General features: G+C 55.9%; 18 protein-coding genes and 2 tRNA genes. 5 read left to right on the top strand and 15 right to left on the bottom strand.

The genetic code is table 11. The features are described from left to right. Window positions 1–28 precede the first annotated feature (28 nt). From KHU29_RS01970 to KHU29_RS01925, 10 genes are all read right to left on the bottom strand, one after another. Window positions 29–104 (bottom strand) — tRNA-Val (locus tag KHU29_RS01970). A 101-nt stretch (window positions 105–205) separates the two neighbouring features. Further along, entirely contained in the window at window positions 206–478 is a 273-nt protein-coding gene (locus tag KHU29_RS01965) for an HU family DNA-binding protein (RefSeq protein WP_211450995.1), read from the bottom strand. A gap of 330 nt (window positions 479–808) precedes the next feature. After that, the gene (gene lon, locus KHU29_RS01960; RefSeq protein WP_211450994.1) at window positions 809–3,220 is read right to left on the bottom strand and encodes an endopeptidase La; all 2,412 of its coding nucleotides are present in this window, start codon (window positions 3,218–3,220) and stop codon (window positions 809–811) included. A 373-nt stretch (window positions 3,221–3,593) separates the two neighbouring features. After that, window positions 3,594–4,862 carry an ATP-dependent Clp protease ATP-binding subunit ClpX gene (gene clpX, locus KHU29_RS01955; protein ID WP_092351637.1) on the bottom strand — a complete coding sequence of 423 codons (1,269 nt, stop codon included), beginning with the start codon at window positions 4,860–4,862 and terminating at the stop codon, window positions 3,594–3,596. Between the two features lie 210 nt (window positions 4,863–5,072). Next, a complete protein-coding gene (gene clpP / locus KHU29_RS01950) occupies window positions 5,073–5,699 on the bottom strand; it encodes an ATP-dependent Clp endopeptidase proteolytic subunit ClpP (RefSeq protein WP_092412075.1) in 627 nt (208 codons plus the stop codon). A 110-nt stretch (window positions 5,700–5,809) separates the two neighbouring features. Then, complete coding sequence (gene tig, locus KHU29_RS01945) at window positions 5,810–7,162, bottom strand: trigger factor (RefSeq protein ID WP_211450993.1); 1,353 nt, start codon at window positions 7,160–7,162, stop codon at window positions 5,810–5,812. A gap of 216 nt (window positions 7,163–7,378) precedes the next feature. After that, window positions 7,379–7,876, bottom strand: coding sequence for a CreA family protein (locus KHU29_RS01940; RefSeq protein ID WP_211450992.1), 498 nt, complete (start codon window positions 7,874–7,876; stop codon window positions 7,379–7,381). 165 nt (window positions 7,877–8,041) lie between these two features. Beyond that, window positions 8,042–8,128, bottom strand: a tRNA-Leu gene (locus tag KHU29_RS01935). 125 nt (window positions 8,129–8,253) lie between these two features. Continuing rightward, window positions 8,254–11,349, bottom strand: a complete 3,096-nt coding sequence (locus KHU29_RS01930) for an efflux RND transporter permease subunit (RefSeq protein ID WP_211450991.1) — start codon at window positions 11,347–11,349, stop codon at window positions 8,254–8,256. After that, a complete protein-coding gene (locus tag KHU29_RS01925; protein ID WP_246541342.1) occupies window positions 11,346–12,530 on the bottom strand; it encodes an efflux RND transporter periplasmic adaptor subunit in 1,185 nt (394 codons plus the stop codon). The genes KHU29_RS01930 and KHU29_RS01925 overlap by 4 nt, the downstream gene beginning before the upstream one ends. A 255-nt stretch (window positions 12,531–12,785) precedes the next feature. On the opposite strand from KHU29_RS01925, the gene hpnC reads away from it, so the two are divergent. From hpnC to KHU29_RS01905, 4 genes are all read left to right on the top strand, one after another. After that, the gene (gene hpnC, locus KHU29_RS01920; protein WP_211450989.1) at window positions 12,786–13,598 is read left to right on the top strand and encodes a squalene synthase HpnC; all 813 of its coding nucleotides are present in this window, start codon (window positions 12,786–12,788) and stop codon (window positions 13,596–13,598) included. 198 nt (window positions 13,599–13,796) lie between these two features. Next, window positions 13,797–14,630, top strand: a complete 834-nt coding sequence (gene hpnD / locus KHU29_RS01915; protein ID WP_211450988.1) for a presqualene diphosphate synthase HpnD — start codon at window positions 13,797–13,799, stop codon at window positions 14,628–14,630. A gap of 204 nt (window positions 14,631–14,834) precedes the next feature. Next, window positions 14,835–16,193 (top strand): hydroxysqualene dehydroxylase HpnE, encoded by a 1,359-nt coding sequence (hpnE, locus tag KHU29_RS01910; RefSeq protein ID WP_211450987.1) that lies wholly within the window; start codon window positions 14,835–14,837, stop codon window positions 16,191–16,193. 136 nt (window positions 16,194–16,329) lie between these two features. After that, window positions 16,330–17,460 (top strand): alpha-hydroxy acid oxidase, encoded by a 1,131-nt coding sequence (locus KHU29_RS01905; RefSeq protein ID WP_211450986.1) that lies wholly within the window; start codon window positions 16,330–16,332, stop codon window positions 17,458–17,460. A gap of 4 nt (window positions 17,461–17,464) precedes the next feature. Here the strand turns inward: KHU29_RS01905 and KHU29_RS01900 are convergent, their stop codons facing one another. From KHU29_RS01900 to KHU29_RS01880, 5 genes are all read right to left on the bottom strand, one after another. Next, on the bottom strand, window positions 17,465–18,181 hold the full coding sequence (locus KHU29_RS01900; protein ID WP_246541340.1) for an ankyrin repeat domain-containing protein: 717 nt from the start codon (window positions 18,179–18,181) through the stop codon (window positions 17,465–17,467). Continuing rightward, window positions 18,174–18,968, bottom strand: a complete 795-nt coding sequence (locus KHU29_RS01895; protein ID WP_211450985.1) for a TatD family hydrolase — start codon at window positions 18,966–18,968, stop codon at window positions 18,174–18,176. The genes KHU29_RS01900 and KHU29_RS01895 overlap by 8 nt, the downstream gene beginning before the upstream one ends. Before the next feature lie 80 nt (window positions 18,969–19,048). Beyond that, the gene (gene rph, locus KHU29_RS01890; protein WP_246541338.1) at window positions 19,049–19,783 is read right to left on the bottom strand and encodes a ribonuclease PH; all 735 of its coding nucleotides are present in this window, start codon (window positions 19,781–19,783) and stop codon (window positions 19,049–19,051) included. A gap of 9 nt (window positions 19,784–19,792) precedes the next feature. Next, complete coding sequence (locus KHU29_RS01885) at window positions 19,793–20,707, bottom strand: PP2C family protein-serine/threonine phosphatase (protein WP_211450984.1); 915 nt, start codon at window positions 20,705–20,707, stop codon at window positions 19,793–19,795. A 96-nt stretch (window positions 20,708–20,803) separates the two neighbouring features. Further along, entirely contained in the window at window positions 20,804–21,820 is a 1,017-nt protein-coding gene (locus KHU29_RS01880) for a serine/threonine protein kinase (protein WP_211450983.1), read from the bottom strand. 95 nt (window positions 21,821–21,915) lie between these two features. Here KHU29_RS01880 and KHU29_RS01875 point away from each other — a divergent pair, with 95 nt between their 5' ends. Then, the gene (locus KHU29_RS01875) at window positions 21,916–22,824 is read left to right on the top strand and encodes a YicC/YloC family endoribonuclease (protein ID WP_246541336.1); all 909 of its coding nucleotides are present in this window, start codon (window positions 21,916–21,918) and stop codon (window positions 22,822–22,824) included. The last annotated feature ends 83 nt before the right edge of the window (window positions 22,825–22,907 follow it).

Below are 22,907 nucleotides of genomic sequence, written 5' to 3'. Positions count from 1 at the left end.
AAATTCGCTTTTTTTGCCTGACTGTTGTTGGTGGGTGCTGAGAGGCTCGAACTCCCGACCTACGCCTTGTAAGGGCGCCGCTCTACCAACTGAGCTAAGCACCCTCGTTTGCCGGATTTATCAGGATCAATACAAAACCACCTGAAATAAAACACGGCAGATTAGCCAGTCAAGCATTTGGCGTTTGTCACCACGCCAAAAGACGCTAGTTTACAGCATCTTTCAACGCTTTGCCAGGCTTAAATTTAGGAACTTTAGCTGCCTTGATTTTAATTGCCTCTCCGGTACGTGGATTACGACCGGTTCGCGCTACACGTTTGCTCACCGAAAACGTGCCAAAGCCAACCAACGTCACTGAGCCACTCTTCTTCAGAGTGGTTTTAACTGCTGCAACCACAGCATCCAATGCGCGTGCCGACGCGGCCTTGGAGATATCTGCTGATTTGGCTATGTGATCGATTAATTCGGTTTTATTCACTTAAGTCCCCTCACATGGATTGAAATTCGAGATGGTGGATGTTCCATCATTTTTTAGGAAAATCATCGCAGACGGAGTCCGGAAAAAAATCTGCAAGGACGTATTAAACAAGCCGCAAAGCCTTGTGTCAAGCGGTTTGCAGGCGATATGGCAGGGGTTTAACTTGATTTTACAAACTTGATATATCCAACATTAAATGCATGCATGTGCGCATAAAAAAAGCGCCCTTGCGAGCGCTTTTTAAAGAACGAACATTAAGCCTGTGAATTCAACAGCTTATTCCAACCAGCTGGCAACTTGGTGTCAACTTAGTGCCAGCTTGGTGTCAACTTAATGCTTGACTACACTGGGATCGGCCTTCTCACTGGCCTTGGCCACCGTTGCATCCAGTATGGCCTCCTCTTCAGTCAGCGGCACCGGCTGCCGCTCCAGAGCGACCTCCAGCACTTTGTCGATCCAGCGCACCGGTACGATTTCCAGCTTGTTCTTGACGTTGTCCGGAATCTCGGCCAGGTCCTTCACATTCTGCTCCGGAATCAATACCGTCTTGATGCCGCCGCGATGTGCTGCCAACAGCTTCTCTTTCAAGCCACCGATTGGCAAGACCTCGCCGCGCAAAGTGATTTCGCCAGTCATGGCGACATCGGCACGCACCGGAATCCCGGTAAAGATCGAGACCAGGGCGGTAGTCATTCCCACACCAGCCGACGGACCGTCTTTTGGCGTAGCGCCTTCGGGCACGTGGATGTGGATATCGCTCTTTTCGAATGCCTCACCCTTGATGCCCAGCTTCGCGGCGCGGCTACGCATGACGGTGCGCGCAGCCTCGATCGATTCCTTCATCACATCGCCCAAGGTGCCGGTACGAATGATCGCACCCTTGCCCGGCATCTTGACGGCTTCGATGGTCAGCAATTCACCGCCCACTTCAGTCCACGCCAGGCCGACCACCTGGCCGATTTGATTTTCTTTCTCGGCAACGCCGTAGTCGAAGCGCCGCACACCGAGGAATTTATCGATGTTCTTGGAAGTGACAGCCACTTTCTTCTCTTGCTTCTTCAACAGCAGCAGCTTCACCACCTTGCGGCAGATTTTCGAGATTTCCCGCTCAAGCGAACGCACCCCGGCTTCACGCGTGTAATAACGAATGATGTCGCGGATTGCACCTTCAGCAAGGCTGATTTCCTCAACCTTCAAACCATTGTTCTTGATTTGTTTAGGCAGCAGGTAACGCAGCGCGATATTGGTCTTCTCGTCTTCGGTATAGCCGGACAAACGAATCACTTCCATCCGGTCCAGCAGCGCTGGCGGAATGTTGAAAGAGTTCGACGTCGCCACGAACATCACATCCGACAAATCGAAATCGACTTCGATGTAATGATCCGAGAATGTGTGGTTTTGCTCAGGATCCAACACTTCCAGCAGAGCCGACGATGGATCGCCACGGAAATCCATGCCGAGCTTGTCGATCTCGTCCAGCAGGAACAGTGGATTGCGCACCCCGACCTTGGACAGGCTTTGCAAAATCTTGCCCGGCATGGAGCCGATGTAGGTACGGCGATGACCGCGGATCTCGGCTTCATCGCGCACGCCACCCAAGGCCATCCGCACGAATTTGCGGTTGGTGGCACGGGCGATCGATTGACCCAGCGAGGTTTTACCCACGCCTGGAGGACCGACGAAACACAGGATCGGCGCTTTCAGCTTGTCGACGCGCTGTTGCACGGCAAGATATTCCAGGATGCGTTCTTTAACCTTATCAAGGCCGTAGTGATCGCCTTCCAGGACTTTTTCCGCATTGCCCAACTCATTGTTGACCTTGGACTTTTTCTTCCATGGCAAAGCCACCAGCGTATCGATGTAGTTGCGCACCACAGTCGCTTCGGCTGACATCGGCGACATCAGTTTCAGCTTCTTCAGTTCGCTTTGCGCCTTTTCCAGCGCTTCCTTAGGCATCTTGGCAGACAGGATCTTCTTTTCCAGCTCTTCCAGATCCGCGCCTTCTTCACCTTCGCCCAGCTCTTTCTGGATCGCCTTGACCTGCTCGTTCAGATAGTATTCGCGCTGCGATTTTTCCATCTGGCGTTTGACGCGGCCGCGGATACGCTTTTCAACTTGCAGGATATCCAGCTCGCCTTCGAGCTGGCCCAGCAGGTGTTCGTAACGCTTGGCGATATTGAAAATCTCCAGGATCACCTGTTTTTGCTCAAGCTTCAGCGGCAAGTGCGCGGCAATGGTATCGGCCAGGCGGCCGGCGTCATCGATGCCGGACAGCGAAGTCAGTATCTCTGGCGGGATTTTCTTGTTCAGTTTGACGTACTGGTCGAATTGCTGAACGATGGCGCGACGCATCGCTTCCACCTCAGCCTCATCGCCCAACTCGGATTCTACCGGCGTCAGATCGGCGACAAAATGCGTGTCGAGTTCGCTGATGTGATGAATACGGGCACGTTGCGCCCCTTCCACCAGCACCTTGACCGTGCCATCAGGTAATTTCAACATTTGCAAGATGTTGGCAACGCAGCCGATTTCATAAATATCGTCCGGCGACGGTTCGTCCTTGGCTGCTGCTTTCTGAGCCGCGAGCATGATGCTCTTGCCCTGTTCCATCGCAGCTTCAAGAGCCTTGATCGATTTCGGGCGGCCGACGAACAATGGAATCACCATATGCGGGAATACCACGACATCCCGTAAAGGCAACAGAGGTAACTGAGTTTGTTCAGTAAATGTAGAAGTCGTCATGGTGAGCCCTATCAAAAAAACTTATTAATGATGTTGGCACGAGTGGCCGAAACACAAGCCCCGGTTTCAACAATAAATCACCACTTCTATTGGTAATACATTTGCGATGGCCAATAAAAAAGCCACACGCGAAGTTAACTTCGGGTGGCTTTGCGATTGAAGCCAAATCGTATATTTTGGTAAATTGTACTACTTTTAGGTCAAAAACCCGCTTAAACCCCTGTTTTTTACATGGTTTTACAAATTTGCAGGATTGGCCTTGCCGGCGGGGATCCGTGGCACGGCGTGGGCATTCGTGTCCACCCTACAAGCTCAAACCATGACTGTAGGGTGGGCAAGTTTTTTTGCCCACGCGGCTGTCTTCGCGACTTTCTTATTTCGCGCCGGACACCTTAGGTTGATCATGGTATATCAACAATGGTTTAGCACCGTTGTTGACGGTATTTTCATCGACCACGACCTTGGCGACATTTTGCTGACTTGGCAAGTCGTACATTACGTCGAGCAATACATGCTCCAGAATCGAACGCAAGCCACGGGCGCCGGTTTTACGCGCCAACGCACGTTTGGCGATGGCTTGTAGCGCGGCAGGCCGGATTTCCAGCTCAGCGCCTTCCATTTGCAGCAATTTCGAGTATTGCTTGACCAGGGCGTTTTTCGGTGCGATCAGGATCTCGATCAGCGCTTCCTCGTTCAACTCGGCCAGCGTCGCAATCACCGGCAGACGGCCGACCAGTTCCGGAATCAAGCCGAAGCGCGTCAAATCCTCTGGCTCGGCATCCAGCAACACTTCGCTGGAGGTCCGCTGGCTCTGGCTCTTCACATTTGCCGAAAAACCAATCCCGCTCTTTTCCGAACGCTCGGAAATGATCTTGGCCAGGCCATCAAAAGCGCCGCCGCAAATGAACAGGATATTGGTGGTGTCGATTTGCACGAAATCCTGGTTAGGATGCTTGCGCCCGCCTTGTGGCGGCACCGAAGCCATGGTGCCTTCGATCAGCTTCAGCAAAGCCTGTTGCACACCCTCGCCCGACACATCGCGGGTAATCGACGGGTTATCGGACTTGCGGGAAATCTTGTCGATTTCATCGATATAGACGATGCCTCGTTGCGCCTTTTCAACTTCATAATTGCAATTCTGCAGCAATTTCTGAATGATGTTTTCAACGTCCTCACCAACATAACCAGCTTCGGTCAAGGTAGTGGCGTCGGCGATCACGAACGGCACGTTCAGCATGCGTGCCAAAGTCTGCGCCAGCAAGGTTTTACCGGAACCGGTTGGGCCCACCAGCAAAATATTGCTTTTTGCCAGTTCGATATCGTCCTTCTTGCCGAGATGCTTGAGGCGTTTGTAGTGGTTGTACACCGCCACCGACAAAATCCGTTTGGCTGGCTCCTGGCCGATCACGTATTGATCGAGCAGCTCGCAAATCTCTTGCGGGATCGGCAGTTCCGATTTTTGACCATCCAGCGTCTCGACGTTCGAAGCTTCATCGGTAATGATGTCATTACAGAGATCGATACATTCATCACAAATGAATACTGACGGCCCGGCGATGAGTTTTTTCACTTCATGCTGGCTTTTGCCGCAGAAGGAACAATAAAGCAGTTTTTCGCCGCTGGAAGATTTTTTATCAGACATAAAAGGCAGAGTTTAAGTAAAACTTTAGAGGGTGGACCGCAGCATTGATTTGTTGCACGGATATCCAGTATTGAAATCCGGCATGGGATCGCAGTAACGATTTTATATTACCCGCGAAATCCGAATCCGTCACGCTCTGGTAATTTTTGAAAAGCAAAACGCCCGTACCTTTGGGGCCGGGCGCCTGGCATTTCGTCAATTACTCAGCAATCAAGCGCGTGTCGCCAAGACTTTATCAATCAGGCCATATTCCACAGCTGCATCTGCAGACATGAAATTATCCCGATCTGTATCCTTGCTGATCTGCTCAATGGTCCTGCCGGTCTTGTCGGCCAGAATACCGTTAAGACGCTCGCGCAAATACAGGATTTCGCGTGCCTGGATTTCGATATCCGAAGCCTGCCCTTGAGCGCCGCCCAAAGGCTGGTGAATCATGATGCGCGAGTTAGGCAGCGAGAAACGCTTGCCCTTGGCGCCAGCCGCCAACAGGAAAGCTCCCATGGAAGCCGCCATACCGGTACACAAAGTCGAAACGTCCGGCTTGATGAACTGCATGGTATCGAAAATCGCCATGCCGGCAGATACTGAACCGCCAGGAGAATTGATGTACAAGGAAATATCCTTGTCAGGATTTTCACTTTCCAGGAACAGCAATTGCGCCACGATCAGGTTAGCGGTCTGGTCGTTGACCGGACCCACCAGGAAAATCACACGCTCACGCAGCAAACGCGAATAAATATCATAGGATCGCTCGCCGCGGCCACTCTGCTCAATCACGATAGGCACCATGCCAAGCATGTCAGTATCCAGTGCCGAATTACGATTAAAGCCTGTCATATTTTTCCTTATGGAGAGCGCTCAAAACTTAATCAATCCACTGAACAGATCCAGGCATATATATGCCTGGATCTGGAGTGCAGCTGGGTTGCAGCTGAACTTCAGCTAAATTAAGCCTGTTGCCCGTTGTTGCTCATCAATTCATCGAACGCGACCGATTTTTCAGTCACTTTCGATTTGCCCAACACGTAGTTAACGACGTTTTCTTCCAAAACAAGGGCTTCGACCTCTGCCAGGCGGCGGCGATCGCTGAAATAATATTTCAGGACTTGCTGTGGATCTTCGTAGCTTTGGGCGAAATCTTCAACTTGCGCCTTAACCTGCTCAGGAGTTGCCTGCAGTTTGTTTTCCTTGACCACTTCGGCCAGGATCAGACCCAGACGAACGCGACGCTCAGCCTGGGCTGTGAACAGCTCTGGCGGGAACGGCATGTCGTTGACCTTCATGCCACGCTGCGCCATATCCTGGCGTGTCATTTCGACCAGACGCTCGACGTCTTGCTCGACCAGTGCTTTCGGCACTTCCAGATCGCTGACCTTGATCAGTGCATCCATGACGCTGTCTTTGTTCTTGGCCTTGACGCGGGAACCGACTTCGCGCTCCAGGTTCAGCTTGATGTCAGCGCGCATTTTTGTCAGGTCGCCGTCGTCGATGCCCAGGGTTTTTGCAAACTCGGCATCAACTTCCGGCAGGTGCGCCCATTCCAGCTTCTTCAGCGTGATGGTGAATTCTGCGGTCTTGCCGGCGACGTCCTTGCCGTGGTAGTCCGCAGGGAAAGCCAGTTCAAAGGTCTTGGCTTCGCCGACTTTCAAACCGATAGTCGCGTTCTCGAACTCAGGCAACATGCGGCCTTCGCCCAGTACGTAAGCGTAATCGTCAGCTTTGCCGCCTTGGAATTCAACGCCGTCGATCTTGCCGACGAAGTCGACAGTCACGCGGTCGCCGTTCTTGGCTGTCAGGTCGCTGCCGCCGTCGCCGTGCGCGCCTTGCTCGCCCTTGACATGGTAGTGCACGCGTTGCTTGCGCAGGATATCGATGGTTTTATCGATTTCAGCGTCGCTGACTTCAGCCTTGGTCTTCTCGACTTCAACGCTGGTCAGATCACCGATCTTGACTTCAGGATAGATTTCGAAAGTAGCGTCGAATGCCAGCGTGCCTTCGGCTACGCCTTCGCTATTCTTTGGCTCGATCTTCGGGTAACCGGCAACGCGCAGGTTGTTTTCGTTGGCTGCGGTGTTGAAAGCATTGCCGACCTTGTCGTTCAGCACTTCGGTTTCGACCTGATAGCCATATTGTGCAGCGACCATCTTCATCGGCACTTTACCTGGGCGGAAGCCAGGCGCTTTTGCTGTGCGAGCGCGAACTTTCAGGCGCTTTTCGACTTCGGTTTGCACTTCGCTCAGAGCGATAGTGAGGGTAAGGCGGCGTTCAAGTTTATCCAGAGTTTCGACTGCAGTTGCCATGTGGATCGTCCAAAAATTAAAAATTCCGTGGTGCGGCTAAGGTAAATACGGAGTAAAGCCATGAAATGTTGTCATTTCAACCCCAACCCAGCCGCGCTAAAGTCCGATATTCTATACGTAAAACAGCCTGTTGCGCCAAAACGCGTCACTCAGCTACCGCAATAACGTTATAAATGACGCTATATCAAGCAAGCGTCAAGTTCACTTCAAGCCCGCCTATTTGAGCGGAATCGGGCTGCTGGCCGGCACCGGCACCGCCGTGACACTGTTTTGCGGGCTGCCATCGACCAATTTATCCGAATAGGTCAGATACACCAGTGTATTACGCTTGGGGTCGACCAGGCGCACAATATGCAGGCGCTTGAACAGCACCGACATGCGTTCGGTAAACACATCCTCCTGCAGCGGCAGCTTGGCGCTGAACTGCACCGTGGCGGCGACCTGGCGACAAGCAATCGACGCCTCAGCCCGATCCTCGGCCAACCCTACCGTACCCTTGACGCCACCGGTACGAGCCCGCGACACATAGCAGGTAATCCCTTGCACCTTGGGATCATCGTAAGCCTCGACCACCACCCGGTCATTGCGCCCGACCCAGCGAAATGCGGTACTCACCTCTCCCACCTGTTCCGACGCCGCCTGTACCGAGCCCGTCGTAATTGCTGCCAGACCCAAACCAAGCGATACGATCAACACCAAGTATTTTGTACGCATATTTATTCCAGGAAAGAAATTACGATTGTATGCCGGGAGTTCGTTTGCCGCCGGCCATTCCAAGGCAAATTCGAGCGAATACTCAAAGGAAAAATTGCAGGCGTAAAAAAACCCTCATCAGAGGGTTCTTCCATGCTCAGCTAGCCGCCAAAATATTGGCAGAGCTGGTGCGACCGAGAGGACTCGAACCTCCACAAGATTGCTCTCGACAGGACCTAAACCTGTTGCGTCTACCAATTTCGCCACGGTCGCATTTCCTACAAATACAGTGCAATCCTGCTCAGCAAGATTGGACAGCCCGCTATTCTACTGCAAGCTCCCCGATATGGCGATAGGCGAGAGCAATTTTCGCCCCATTTACTCAAGCTACGGGGTTTTTACTGCGGCTTTTTAACCCTGAACCAGGCCGCATACAAAGCCGGCAAAAACAGCAGGGTCAGGCCTGTCGCAACAATCAGGCCGCCCATGATCGCCACCGCCATCGGCCCCCAGAACACTGAATGCGACAACGGAATCATGGCCAGCACCGCCGCCGCCGCAGTCAGCATGATCGGCCGGCAACGGCGCACCGCCGCTTCGACAATCGCATTCCACGGCGCCACGCCATTGGCGATATCGTGTTCGATCTGGTCGATCAGGATCACCGAGTTGCGGATGATCATGCCAAACAGTGCGATCACTCCCAACTGGGCGACAAACCCGAACGGCCGCTGCAGCAGCAACAACGCCGCCGCCGCACCGGCGATACCCAGCGGCCCGGTCAGGAATACCAGCAAGGACCGCGAAAAGCTATGCAATTGCAACATCAGCAAGGTGAAGATGATGAAGATCACCAGCGGCACATTGGCGGCAATCGAAGCCTGCGCCTTGCCGCTGTCATGGGCCGCGCCGGCGACGTCGATCACGTACCCCGGCGGTAATTGCGCTCTTATCTTGTCGAGCTGCGGATTGATCTGGTCGGTGACGGTCGGCCCTTGCACGCCATCGATCACATCGGCTTGCACCGTGATGGCCCAGTTACGCCATTCGCGCCAGACAACGCCAGGTTCCCACACCAGCTTGACGGTGGCGATTTGCGCCAGCGGCACCGACTTGCCGCTGGCGGTCGGCACGTTGGCCTGGTTCAAGGCGTCGATGGTGGCCCGTTCATCCAGTGGTTGCCGCACCACGATGTCGATCAAGCGATCATGCTCGCGATATTGGCCGATGGTGGTGCCGGTCAACAAGGTGTTCACGGTCTGCATCACGGTCTGCGAACCGATGCCGAGGGCACGCAGCTTATCTTGATCCAGGTCGACCCGCAGTACCTTGACCGACTCGTTCCAGTTGTCATTCAGGCCGATGATATTCGGATTGCCGTTCATGACATTCTTTACCTGGTCGGCAATCGTCCTGACTTTGGCGGCGTCGGTGCCGCTGACGCGGAATTGCACCGCATACGGCACCGGCGGGCCGCTAGGCAGCAATTTGACGCGGCCTCTTACTTCCGGGAAGCCATGCTTGAATGCCTCGGTAATTCTCAGGCGCAGGGCATCGCGCGCTGCCAGGTTCTTGGTCAGCAACACCACTTGCGCTACGTTGGTTTGCGGCAGGATCTGGTCCAGCGGCAGATAAAATCGCGGACTGCCGCTGCCGACATAGGTGGTCATGCTTTCCAGTTCGGGCGCGGCATGAATGAATGCTTCGAATTTCTTTGCCTGGGCTTCGGTAGCGGCAAAAGACGAACCTTCCGGCAACCACAGCTCGATCATCAGCTCGGGCCGGCTGGAATCGGGAAAAAACTGTTCTTCGATAAATTTAAAACCGAACACACCCAGTGCAAATACCATCAGCGTCAAGGCGATGGTGGTCTTGCGCCACTCGACACACCAGTTAACGGCATTCCTGACACGCGTATAGAACGGTGTATTGAACAACTCGTGATGGCCGTCGGCGCCGGCTGCCGGTTTCACTTTCAACAGCAGATAGCCGATATACGGCGTAAACAACACCGCCACCAGCCAGGAGATCAGCAACGCCAGCGCATTCACTGAAAACATGGAAAAGGTATATTCACCCGCCGCCGATTTGGCCAGGCCGATCGGCAGGAAACCGGCCGCAGTAATCAGCGTTCCGGTCAGCATCGGCATCGCGGTTGAGGTATAGGCAAAGGTCGCCGCTTCCAGGCGCGACAAACCCTCCTCCATCTTGCGCACCATCATTTCCACCGCGATGATAGCGTCGTCGACCAGCAAACCCAGCGCGATGATCAGCGCGCCCAGCGAGATCTTGTGCAAATCGATGCTGAAGATATTCATGAACAGGAAAGTGATCGCCAGCACCAGGGGAATCGTCAAGGCCACCACCAGTCCGGGTCGCACGTCGATGCGGAACGGCTTGGAATGAAAGCCCAGCGACAGGAAACTCACCGCCAGCACGATCAAGACCGCTTCCATCAGGGTCTTCAAGAATTCGTTGACAGATTCGGCGACGATTTTCGGCTGGTTCGAAACCCGCTCCAGATCGATGCCGACCGGCAGCTTGGCCTTGATCTGGGCCGTGATCTTTTCCATATCCTTGCCGAGCTCGATAATGTCGCCGCCCTTCTCCATAGACACGCCGAGTCCGATTACTTCCTTGCTGTTGTAGCGCATCTTGGTCTGCGGCGGATCCTGGTATTCGCGCTTGACGATCGCAAAATCGCCTAACCTGAAGGTCGTGTTATTGGCCCGCAATTGCAGGTTTTCCAGATCCTTGGGAGAGGCCAGCGCGCCACTCACGCGGATTTGCAGATTGTCGGTGGCGGTCGCCAGCACGCCGGTCGACTGCAAGGCATTTTGCGCGCTCAGCTGGTTGACGATGTCTTGCACGGTAATCCCAAGCTGCGAGAATTTTTTCTGCGAAAATTCGATGAATATTTTTTCATCCTGGACGCCAAACAAATCCACCTTGGCAACCGACGGCAAGGTCAGCAATTGCTGACGGACGAAATCGGCGTAGTCCTTGACGTCGGCATAGTTGAAACCATCGCCCGAGACGGCGAAAATCGAGCCGTAGGTTTCACCGAATTCATCATTGAAGAAAGGTCCGAGCACGCCTTGCGGCAGGGTGAGCTTGATGTCGCCGATCTTCTTGCGCACCTGATACCAGGCATCGATCGTTTCCTTGGGCGTGGCCGATTCCTGCAGCTGCAGGATGATCAGCGTTTCGCCTGGCTTCGAGTAACTGCGTATGGTATCGACGTGAGGTGTTTCCTGCAGTTTCTTTTCCAGCTTGTCCGTCACCTGGTCAGCCATTTGCAAGGCGGTGGCGCCCGGCCATTGGGCCGACACCACCATGGCGCGGAAGGTAAACGGCGGATCCTCATCCTGCCCCAGGCGGCCATAACTGAGGATGCCGCCGATTACCAGCACCACCATCAGGTAACGCGTCAGCGGTATGTGTTCCAGCGCCCAGCGCGACAGATTGAAACCGGTCTTTTTGCCATCGCTCATCGGGCCGCTCCGCCCGCTGGTGTGGAAACCGCATCGACATTCGAGGCCAATGGCTGACTCGATGGCTGCGATGGCTGCGATGGTTGATTAAGCGCGCTCTTAGGCGCAGCCAGATTGCCTTCCGGCGCATTCAGGATAGTGACTTTTTGTCCCTGCTTCAGTTGGTTGACGCCGGCAGTAACTACCTGCTGGCCACCGCGCAGCGCACCTTGAATCCACACCTCGTTGCCATGCTGCCCGGTAATCTGCACCGGCACCTGGCGCACCGCACCGCCGTCGACCACCCATACCGCGCTCTGGTCCTGCACTCGCAAGAGTGCGGTCAGCGGAACCTTGATCGCATCGTCGCTGGTCTTGCTGATGAAACTCGCAGAAGCCGTCATCCCCAGCTTCACGTTAGGCGTATCGTCCGGAATCGCGATCTTGATGGCGTAAGTGCGGGTTGCCGGATCTGCAATCGGCGACACCTCGCGTACCGTGCCATGAATCACTTGCTTAGGATCGGCCCACAGGCGCACTTGCACATCGTGGCTGCCGCGCAGCTTGTCGACCTGGTTTTCGGGAGCGCCCACTACCACTTCCTTCGCTCCCTGACGCGCCACGCTGACCACCGGCGTGCCTGCCGCAACTACCTGCCCCGCCTCAGCGTTGATGGCGGTGACCACGCCATCCACGTCCGACTCCAACGTGGCGTAAGCGGTCTGGTTCGATTGCGTCCTTAATGCGGCCTCAGCCTGATCGTAAGTAGCTTGCGCCGACTTGAACTGCGACTCTTTCGCATCCAATGCGGCCTGGCTGACGAAATTCCTGCCACGCAAATCCTGGTAGCGCTTCAAGTCCGCCCTGGCAGTATCGCGATTACTGGTAGCCGCGGTAACCGCAGCTACCGCCTGCGCTTGCGCCAGCTGCAGATCTTTCGGATCCAGCCGCATCAGTACCTGGCCACGCTTGACGACGGTACCGACATCGACCTGGCGCAGAATAATCTTGCCCGCCACCCGGAACCCGAGTTGCGATTCATAACGGGCCTGTACGGTGCCGGGAAACTCTGAGGTGACGTCGGCATTGGCCGGATTCAGCACCACCACGCGTACCGGGCGGATATCTTCAACCTTTTCGACCGGCTTGGAACAAGCCGCCAACAGTAATGTGCAAATAAGCAACAAACCAGGAGCGCGCATGAGCGCTCGGGCCGTTGTAACCGGACGCGGATTTATCTGGGTCAACACGGTTTTTCCTTTACTATTCTGGGCTGCATTGTTGCTGCAGGTCGCACGTTAATAACTTTTAAGTCAGTTATTATAATTGCGCCCGATCAAGTTTGCCCAAAGCTTTTTTGCATCTGGCACCAAGAGGGAAAAATGTTCTTTTGATAAACAAATTTCCTTTTGCACGCTGTCTCTATGTCTCGATGTTTCTTATTAACTAATGTCTTAATGTCTATCAATCATTACGAAAATTTCCCGGTTGCTTCCTTGCTCTTGCCAGCCAATTTGCGTCCCGCAGTCAGGGCCATCTACGCATTTGCCCGCAGCGCAGACGATATCGCCGACGAGGGCGACGCCGGCGCCGACCAACGCTTGCGCGAACTGCACGCCTATGAAGCAGCATTAGACAGAATAGAACATAAGCAAGCTGCAGAAAGCCCGTTGTTTCAAACCCTGGAACAAGTGATTGTCGAATACCGGCTGCCGCTGGCGCCATTCCGTGATTTGCTGTCCGCCTTCAAGCAGGACGTGGTCACAACTCGCTACAGCCAGTTCCCCGATTTGCTCGATTACTGCCGGCGCTCCGCCAATCCGGTCGGCACCTTGATGTTGCATTTGTATGGCGCGGCCACCGCACAAAACCTGCGCGATTCGGATGCCATCTGCTCGGCATTACAATTGATCAATTTTTGGCAAGACGTCGCGATCGACTGGGACAAGGCGCGGATTTATCTGCCGCTGGAAGACCTGCAACGCTTCGGCGTGTCGCAGGCACAGCTTGCCGCCGGCACGGTGGATCACGCCTGGCGCCGGCTGATGCAGTTCGAGGTGCAACGCGCGCGCGGCATGATGACCGGCGCCCAGGCGCTGGCGCGGAGGCTGCCTGGCAGGATCGGCTGGGAATTGCGGCTGGTGATACAGGGCGGCTTGCGTATCCTGGAAATGCTGGAGGCCTCAGATTACGACATGTTCCGTCAACGCCCGAAACTGGGTAAAGGCGACTGGTTCCTGCTACTCTGGCGAGCTTGGCGTATGAACTGAGTTGGGTCTCCAATTTCTTGTGGCGTCATTCCCGCGCACGCGGGAATCCATTTTTACTCCGCAACTTGGATTCTCCGCCTTGGCGCCCGCGTTCGCGAGGATGACGGGGTATATCGATGAAAATACTAAAAATCAGCAAACAATCGACGTTCTTACGTATACTTCGGGCAAATTGTTTTTAAGCCGCTCCCCATATCCATGTCCCCAGACGATTACTGCCAGCAAAAGGCCGCTCAGAGCGGATCCAGTTTTTACTACAGCTTCCTGTTCCTGCCGGTGGAGCGGCGGCGCGCCATCACGGCGCTGTATGCCTTCTGCCGCGAGGTAGACGATACGGTCGACGACTGCACCGACGAGAGCGTGGCGCGCACCAAATTGATGTGGTGGCGCAAAGAAATCGCAGCCATGTTGGCCGGCAATCCATCCCATCCGGTGACCCAGGCTTTGCAACCGCATCTGCAAACTTACGACTTGGACGGCAAACACCTGCAAGCCATCATCGACGGCATGGAGATGGATCTGAACCAGACCCGCTATCTGGACTATCCGGGCTTGAAGCAATACTGTTGGCATGTGGCCGGCGTGGTCGGCATCCTGTCGGCCAGCATCTTTGGCGTGAGCCAGCCGCAGACGCTGCAGTTCGCCGAAAAGCTCGGCCTCGCATTCCAGTTGACCAACATCATCCGCGACGTCGGCGAAGATGGCCGCAAGGGCCGTATCTACCTGCCGGTCAATGAATTGCAGCAGTTCGGCGTCACCGCTGCCGATATCCTGAACGCGCGCTATAGCGAGAATTTTGTCAATTTGATGCGTTTCCAGGTAGCACGCGCACAGCAAGCCTACGACGACGCTTTTGCCTTGCTGCCAAAGCAAGACCGGCGCGCGCAGCGGCCCGGCTTGATGATGGCGGCCATCTATCGCGCCTTGCTGAACGAGATCGAGCGCGACGGTTTCCATGTATTGAATCAACGCATCTCGCTCACCCCTATCCGCAAATTGTGGCTGGCATGGAAAACCTATGTGCGCGGTTAACACAACGTCCTTTAGAACAACTCTAAAACCCCCGTCATCCCCGCGCACGCGGGGATCCACATTAGTGATTAAAATGGATTCCCGCGTGCGCGGGAATGACGGGGTCGCCATAGACGGGGTCGCCATAGACGGGGTCGCCATAGACGGGGTCGCCAATGACGGGGTCGCCATAGACGCAGCGGAAGTTATTCTGGCTCAGCGTAAATGACCGTTAACGCGCAACATATCGCCGTCATCGGCGCCGGCTGGGCCGGTTGCACAGCGGCCGTCGAGCTGACGCAGGCTGACCACCAGGTAACCCTGTTTGAAGCCAGCCGACAACTCGGCGGCCGCGCCCGGCGGGTCGATATCAATGAGATCACGCTGGACAACGGCCAGCACATCCTGCTCGGCGCGTATAGCCAAACCCTGCAAATGATGCGCAAGGTCGGCATAGATCCGGCCAGCGCCATGCTGCGCCTGCCCCTGCAAATGTGCTACCCCGCCGATAGCGGCGGCATGACCTTTACCGCGCCGCGTCTGCCGGCGCCGTTGCACCTGCTGGTTGCGCTCTGGCGCGCGCACGGCCTGGCGCGTGAGGACAAACTGGCGCTTGCGCGATTTTCTTCGGCCGCGCGCTGGATGGGTTGGCAGTTGCACGACGATTGCAGCGTCAGCACGCTGCTGGAACGTTTCGACCAGACCGACCGTTTGATCCGGTTGATGTGGCGGCCGCTATGCATCGCGGCACTGAATACCAGGCCTGAGCATGCCTCGGCGCAGGTGTTCCTGGCGGTGTTGCGCGACAGCCTTGGCGCCCGCAGAAGCGCATCGGACATGTTGTTGCCTCGGTTGGACTTGAGCAGCTTGTTTCCACAAAGGGCCGCGGCATTTATCGAGGAACGCGGTGGCAATGTTGAATCCGGCTGCAGCATCAGGCAATTGCGCCGCCACGGCGAACAATGGCAATTGCAAGGCAACGACGCCAACCTGGATTTCGATGCAGTCGTGATCGCCACACCGCCCGAAGCCGCGGCCACGCTGCTGGATGGCAGCGCCGATGCCGGGCTTCTTGCGACTTTGCGCAGTTTTGAGTATGAACCGATTACCACCTGCTTTCTGCAATATGCCAGCAGCACGCGCCTGCCGAGGCCTTTCTTCGCCTTGCTGGATGATCCGGAAAATGCTGGCAAAAATGTTGGTGACACAGCGGCCTGGGGCCAGTTCGTGTTCGATCGCGGCCAGCTCGATCCGGCTCAGGCAGGCTTGCTGGCGGTAGTCATCAGCGCCTCGTCTGGCGCCATACAAGCGGGCCATGACACGTTAGCAAAAGCCGTCGCTGCACAATTAGCCGTTGCCTTCAAGCAACCAAAACTGGCATCGCCATCCTGGACCAAGGTGATTTCAGAAAAGCGCGCCACCTTCGCCTGCACCCCGGGGCTGGCTCGGCCCGCCAACGATAGCGGACTGGACAAGCTCGTGCTGGCCGGCGACTATACCGTCAGCGACTATCCGGCGACGCTGGAATCGGCGGTACGCAGCGGCAGGCAAGCGGCACAAGAACTGCTGGCCCGACTCCGCTGATCGTCTGGCTTGAAAATGGGTTGAAAACAGGTTGAAAATAGGTTGAAAATGATTCATGCCAGACATCAATCGATTTCCACTATGGCAGCATTCTTTTCATCTAATATAGCGCCATACAAGTCACCAAGAGAACCCTATGCCTGTGATCACCTGCGTTGAAGACCTGCGTCTGCTGGCCAAGAAGCGCGTACCTAAAGCATTTTACGATTACGCCGACAGCGGCTCGTATACCGAATCGACCTACCGCGCCAACAGCAGCGACCTCGCCGCGCTGCATTTGCGTCAGCGGGTTGCCATCAACGTCGATCAACGCTCAACCCGCAGCACCATGATCGGCCAGGACGTGACGATGCCGGTGGCAATCGCCCCTACCGGCCTGACCGGCATGCAATGGGCCAACGGTGAAATGCTGGGCGCCATCGCCGCCGAAAAATTCGGCATCCCGTTCACACTGTCGACCATGAGCATCTGCTCCATCGAAGATGTCGCCAGCGTCACCACCAAGCCGTTCTGGTTTCAACTGTACGTGATGCGCGACCGTGGCTTTATCAAATCGCTGATCGAGCGCGCCAAGGCCGCCAAATGCTCGGCGCTGGTGCTGACGCTGGACCTGCAAATCCTCGGCCAGCGCCATAAGGATCTGAAGAACGGCATGTCGGTGCCGCCAAAAATGACCCTGGCCAACCTGATCGACCTCGCCAGCAAACCCGGTTGGGCCCTGCGCGCACTGGGCGGCCGTAAATCGTTTGGCAACCTGGCCGGCCACGTCTCGGGCGCCGACGGCATCTTGACTCTGAGCAAATGGACTGCCAGCCAGTTCGACCCGAGCCTGAACTGGGACGACATCGCCTGGATCAAGGAACAATGGGCCGGCAAGCTGATACTGAAAGGGATTCTGGATGTCGAAGACGCCAAGATCGCCGCCACTACCGGTGCCGACGCCATCGTCGTCAGCAATCACGGCGGGCGGCAACTGGATGGCGCGGTGTCGTCGATCTCGGCGCTGCCGGCGATTGTCGATGCGGTAGGCGATCAGATTGAAGTCTGGTTCGACGGCGGCATCCGCAGCGGCCAGGACGTGCTGAAAGCGGTCGCCCTGGGCGCCAAGGGCACCATGATCGGCCGTGCCTTCCTGTACAGCCTGGGTGCGATGGGAGAAGCCGGCGTCACCAAGATGCTGCAGATCCTGCAGCAGGAGCTCGATGTCAGCATGGCGCTGACCGGTACTAAAGATATCAAGGATGTGGGTCCGCACATCCTGACTTGAGTGATTACAGCTTGCCGGCTTGCTTGAGGCGATGCGTCAAGCCGTCGGCGATGTCGTTGTGATCGAATTTCCTGGCAAGGTCGATCGCCGTCATGCCGACATCGTTTTTCAAGGTGACATCGGCGCCGCTGTCGAGCAGCAGCTTGACTGTCATGATCTTGCCGGCGCGCGCAGCCATCATGATCGGCGTCGTGTTGTTGGGTGAGCCGGCATCGATGTAGGCCGAGGCATCCAGCAGCATCTGCACGATTTCATCATTACCGATCGCGGCTGCATAGTGCAGCGCCGTCCAGCCAGTGTTGTTGGGCTCGGCTTCCTTGTCCAGTAAAGCTTTGACTGCCGCCACGTCGCCCTTGTAGGACGCAATCATCAAAGCGGTGTCGCCGTTGCGCGAGCGCAGGTTGAGATCAATGCCGTGCGCATTGAGCAAGACGTTGAACACTTTCTTCGAGTCTTCATGCACGGCCAGCATCAAGCCGGTTTCGCCACGTTGCTTTTGCGCCACCAGGTTCGGATCAACGCCGGCCGCCAGAAGTTTCTTCATGCCGCGCTCGTCATCCAACTGGACAGCCTTGGCAAAGGCGTCGGCATTTTTGCTTTCATTACTAGCTGCATGACTCACGGACGGCAGACAAGCCAGCGCCAACAGCAACAACAAAAATGCTGAAAAATGCGAACGCATGCTCATGCGATTGATCATGCGATTAAATAAGTTAGGCATGCGCCTGATCCTTTGCCAGTTTGAACAAATTGAAGAAATTATCGGTGGTTTGCTGCGCCACCTGCGTCGCCGGCACACCCTTCAGGTTAGCCAGGAATTCACCGACATGCATGACCCAGCCCGGCTCGTTCATTTTGCCGCGATGCGGTACCGGCGCCAGATAGGGTGAATCGGTTTCAATCAAGGTGCTGCTCAAAGGCACCGCCAAAGCGACGGCTTGCAACTCCTTGGCGCTCTTGAACGTGACGATGCCGGAAAACGAAATATAAAAACCCATCGCCATCGACGCCTCGGCCACCTCCAGCGATTCGGTAAAACAGTGCATCACGCCGCCGGCGCCGCCGGCATCGGTGCCGGCGCCCTCTTCCTGCATGATGCGGATGGTGTCTGCCGAGGCAGCACGGGTATGAATGATCAAAGGCTTGCCGGTCGCCCGCGAAGCCCGGATGTGGCGGCGAAAGCGCTCGCGCTGCCATTCCAGGTCGCCTTGCAAACGGTAATAATCAAGGCCGGTTTCACCGATGGCGATGATCTTCGGGTGATCGGAAAGACGAATCAGATCGTCGACGCTAGGCTCTGGCGTATCTTCATAATCAGGGTGAACTCCGACTGAAGCATAGATATGCGGATAGGTCTTGGCCAGTTCCAGCACTTGCGGGAAATCAGGCAGGTCGACCGATACGCACAACGCATGGGTAACCTGGTTTTGCGCCATCTTGGCGAGTACTTCCGGCATCCTGGCGGACAGCTCCGGAAAATTGATATGGCAGTGGGAATCGATATACATAGACAGGATTATATCGCTTACGCACAAACCATCGATAACGCCAGCGTATCGTGGGCACGTTTTTGTGCCCACGCGGAATGTTATTCAGCCAAACCCAACGCTTGTTTTTGCAACTGGATCAACTCGCCGATCCCGCCTTGCGCCAGATCCAGCAAGCTATTCAACGTAGGCCGGTCGAAAGCAACACCTTCTGCCGTACCCTGCACTTCGATGAAATGGCCGGCATCGGTCATCACCACATTCATATCGGTATCGCAACCGGAATCCTCGACATAGTCCAGGTCCAGCACCGGCGTGCCTTGATAGACACCGACCGAAATCGCCGCGACAAAGTGCTTCAAGGGAATCGCTGCGATCGCCTTGCTTTCCAACAACCGGGAAAATGCATCGTAAGCCGCCACCATGGCGCCGGTAATCGATGCGGTGCGGGTGCCGCCGTCAGCCTGGATCACGTCGCAATCCAGATGCAAGGTGCGCTCGCCGAATGCCTCCAGGTCGAATGCCGCCCGTAATGAACGCCCGATCAAACGCTGGATTTCCTGGGTGCGGCCGGATTGCTTGCCCCGTGCCGCTTCGCGGTCCATGCGGGTATTGGTAGAACGCGGCAACATGCCGTATTCAGCCGTCAGCCAGCCCTGCCCTTTGCCCTTCAGGAAGCCCGGGACTTTTTCTTCCAGGCTGGCGGTACAGATAACCTTGGTGTCGCCGAATTCGACCAGTACCGAACCTTCGGCGTGCTTGGTGTAATTGCGGGTCAGGCGGACGGTGCGCAAAGCATCGGCGGCACGTCCGCTGGGACGGGTAATAGGCAGCATGTAAATTCCTTAAATATTCTTTTCAATGGCGCCGCGGATTTCCGCAATCGCCTGTTCGATATCGGCATCGCTGAAACCCTCCGGAGCATCTGTCGCCCCGAGTCGCGGTGCCTGGATGGTGGTGGTCAGGCTGCCAATCGGCAGCGTATGGGTAACGATCGAACTGGAGGGATCGTCGATATTCGGGTCGCTGCCCCAGGCCATTGCCAAAGCAGTAACATTATCGCTGGTTTTGCCGGCAATCCCAAGCGCATTGTTCACCAGCTCCGGTACTGCCCGCACAATGGTGCTGGTTTGCAGCCGTTGCGCCAATACGTGATCGGGCAACATCGACCATAAGCCGTCGGAGCACAACAGCACGACATCGCCTGCCTGCAGGCTGACGCGACGCGACAGTTCTACGATCGGCATATTGGTCGCGCCGAGGCAGTTGAACAGCTTGTTGCGGTCTGGATGGGTAGCGCGCTCGGATGGATCGGCCTTGCCTTGCGCAATCAGGCTTTCGATGCGCGAGTGATCGCGGGTGCGCGCCAGGATCTGGCCATTACGCATCCAGTACAGGCGCGAATCGCCGCAGTGCGCCCAGAATGCGCTGTTGTGCTGGATCAGGCAGGCCACCACCGTGGTGCGCGGGGTTTCCGACAGCTTGTGCACTTCCCGGTAACGATGGATTTCCATGTGCGCGGCGTAGAAAGCGTCCTCCAGAAAGCGCTCCGGCTTCTTGATATAAGGCTGCGCATTCTTCTGGAACAACGAACCGATGGTCTGCATCGCAATGTTGGCGGCGATCTCGCCGTGCAGGTGACCGCCCATGCCGTCGGTCAGCAACAGCAACAAGGCGTCACGCGTGAAGCTGTAGCCCATCCGGTCCTGGTTGACCTTGCGGCCGCCGATATGGCTTTCTTGATAAACAGAAAATCGCATGACTATGTACAATTCTTGCTAAAAATGCAGCTAAAAAACCGGGAACAATAACGCGGCTCATCGCCGCACGCGTATTGCCTGTCTATTGTGTGTTTTTTACTGCGTGTTTTCCTGGATCGTTGTATCCGGATTGCTCTCAGGCTTCCGGCGGAACTGGATATGCGTGAAAAAGACACTGCGTATCTTGCGCGTCACCATATCGCGCACGCTAACCTCTTCTTCCTGCACCGGCTCCATCAAAGCGCGCTGCACCGCGAACACGCTTTGCGGCCGTTGCAGCGGATCGATCATCAGGCACCAGCGCACCACCTGGATCAATTCGGGCGAATACAGGCCTTCAAGCTTGCGGAAATGCCCTTCCATCTTGTCGTTGACCTTGCGCTGATCCACCGGTTGCGGCGGCGCGCCGACCATGCAGGCAAAAATCGAGGCGCCGATACTGTAGATGTCGGTCCACGGCCCCAGGTTGCCATTGCGTTCATATAGTTCGGCCGGGGCGAAACCCGGCGTATACATGGGATACAGCTTAGGCGAATCGGAGCGCAGGGTCTGGCGGGCGGCGCCGAAGTCCAGCAAGATCGGCGTGCCGTCGGCGCGCAAATAGATATTTGCCGGCTTCAAGTCCAGATGCAGCAGCTTATGCGTATGCACCTCGCGCAAGCCGTTCATCACGTGACGGAACATCTTGCGGATGAATTTTTCGGATACCAGCGGCTTCTCCCCTTTGTCACGGCGGCGCAGGATATGCTCCTGCAGCGAACGCCCGGACTCGTAAGCCATCACCATGTACACCGTTTCATTGGCGCGGAAGAAATTGATAACGCTCACCACGTTCGGATGCGCGATGCGCGCCAACGCGCGGCCTTCCTCGAAAAAGCATTTAAGGCCGATCCTGAAGGTCGGCAGGTTTTCCGGCGAAATTGCCGGTGCCAGTTCGCCCCACTGTCGTAACGCCAGCGAACTTGGCAGATATTCTTTGATGGCGACTGCGTTGCCATCCTCATCGTATGCCAGATAGACAATACTGAACCCGCCAGAAGCAATCTTCTTTACAATGCGGTATCCAGCAATTTTTAGCCCGTCAGGCAATGGTGCATTGTTTTGCGCGGCCATGCGATCCTACCCTAGTAATTGGTGTAAGGATTGTCTTGATAAATCGCTGACTTGTAAAGAAAAACCCTTGCAAACCAGAAACAAAGGACAGCATTTTGACTATCTGTAGCATGACAGGTTACGCCGTCAACAATCGCGAGACGGCCGCAGGCACGATTACCATCGAAATCAAGAGCGTCAATTCGCGCTTTCTCGACCTGCAATTCCGCATCAATGACGATCTGCGCTCGCTCGAACCGGCGTTGCGCGAGGCCATCATCGGCCGCATTGCACGCGGCAAAGTCGAATGCCGGCTGAGTTTCGGGCGCAAGACTGCCTCCGGGGCATCGCAAGCCCTGAACACGACGCTGCTGGCTTCCCTTGCCGATTTGCAAAGCGCGGTACGCCAGCAATTCATCGAAGCGGCGCCGCTCACCGTCAATGAATTGCTGCGCTGGCCTGGCGTTATCGAAGAAGCGGTGATCAGCCAGGATACATTGCAAGCTGATATCCAGGCCACCATGAGAGCAACGCTAGAGGCATTCGTCGAGTCGCGCGCACGTGAGGGGGCGGCGTTGCAGGCCACCCTGATCGCCCGTATCGAAGCCATGGAAGCCATCGTACAGCGCATCACGCCGCTGGTACCGCAGGTGGTGGCGCAGTTCCAGCAAAAAGCCATTGAGCGCATGCAGGAGGCGCTTGGCCTGGCGCAACAGGATGCCAACAATTCAAGTCTGTCGCGTGAAGAAGCGCTGGACCGGATCCGCCAGGAAGTCACCCTGTATGGCATCCGCATCGACATTGCCGAAGAATTATCACGACTGGCGGCACACCTGGGCGAAACCCGCCACATCCTGAAAAAAGGCGGTCAGGTTGGCAAGCGCCTGGATTTCATGATGCAGGAATTGAATCGTGAAGCGAACACGGTTGGCTCGAAAGCTGCGATCAAGGAGCTGGCGGATGCGTCGATGGAATTGAAGTTGCTGATCGATCAGATGCGCGAACAGGTGCAAAACCTCGAATAGCAAGCCGTTGTATCGCCGTAAACTGAAAAGCCGCTGCAGATATGACATCTGCAACGGCTTTTTTGCACGCTTTTTTGCATGAC

The sequence above is a fragment of the Collimonas antrihumi genome (genome assembly GCF_018304965.1).
Taxonomy (GTDB): domain Bacteria; phylum Pseudomonadota; class Gammaproteobacteria; order Burkholderiales; family Burkholderiaceae_D; genus Collimonas; species Collimonas antrihumi.
This window is presented reverse-complemented; position numbering and strand designations above follow the sequence as displayed.

Bases quoted from the DNA above. Each gene is read 5' to 3' on its own strand.
- lon (WP_211450994.1), bottom strand. From the start codon at position 3,220: ATGACGACTTCTACATTTACTGAACAAACTCAGTTACCTCTGTTGCCT.
- clpX (WP_092351637.1), bottom strand. From the start codon at position 4,862: ATGTCTGATAAAAAATCTTCCAGCGGCGAAAAACTGCTTTATTGTTCC.
- clpP (WP_092412075.1), bottom strand. From the start codon at position 5,699: ATGACAGGCTTTAATCGTAATTCGGCACTGGATACTGACATGCTTGGC.
- tig (WP_211450993.1), bottom strand. From the start codon at position 7,162: ATGGCAACTGCAGTCGAAACTCTGGATAAACTTGAACGCCGCCTTACC.
- KHU29_RS01940 (WP_211450992.1), bottom strand. From the start codon at position 7,876: ATGCGTACAAAATACTTGGTGTTGATCGTATCGCTTGGTTTGGGTCTG.
- KHU29_RS01930 (WP_211450991.1), bottom strand. From the start codon at position 11,349: ATGAGCGATGGCAAAAAGACCGGTTTCAATCTGTCGCGCTGGGCGCTG.
- KHU29_RS01925 (WP_246541342.1), bottom strand. From the start codon at position 12,530: ATGCGCGCTCCTGGTTTGTTGCTTATTTGCACATTACTGTTGGCGGCT.
- hpnC (WP_211450989.1), top strand. From the start codon at position 12,786: ATGTCTATCAATCATTACGAAAATTTCCCGGTTGCTTCCTTGCTCTTG.
- hpnD (WP_211450988.1), top strand. From the start codon at position 13,797: ATGTCCCCAGACGATTACTGCCAGCAAAAGGCCGCTCAGAGCGGATCC.
- hpnE (WP_211450987.1), top strand. From the start codon at position 14,835: ATGACCGTTAACGCGCAACATATCGCCGTCATCGGCGCCGGCTGGGCC.
- KHU29_RS01905 (WP_211450986.1), top strand. From the start codon at position 16,330: ATGCCTGTGATCACCTGCGTTGAAGACCTGCGTCTGCTGGCCAAGAAG.
- KHU29_RS01900 (WP_246541340.1), bottom strand. From the start codon at position 18,181: ATGCCTAACTTATTTAATCGCATGATCAATCGCATGAGCATGCGTTCG.
- KHU29_RS01895 (WP_211450985.1), bottom strand. From the start codon at position 18,968: ATGTATATCGATTCCCACTGCCATATCAATTTTCCGGAGCTGTCCGCC.
- rph (WP_246541338.1), bottom strand. From the start codon at position 19,783: ATGCTGCCTATTACCCGTCCCAGCGGACGTGCCGCCGATGCTTTGCGC.
- KHU29_RS01885 (WP_211450984.1), bottom strand. From the start codon at position 20,707: ATGCGATTTTCTGTTTATCAAGAAAGCCATATCGGCGGCCGCAAGGTC.
- KHU29_RS01880 (WP_211450983.1), bottom strand. From the start codon at position 21,820: ATGGCCGCGCAAAACAATGCACCATTGCCTGACGGGCTAAAAATTGCT.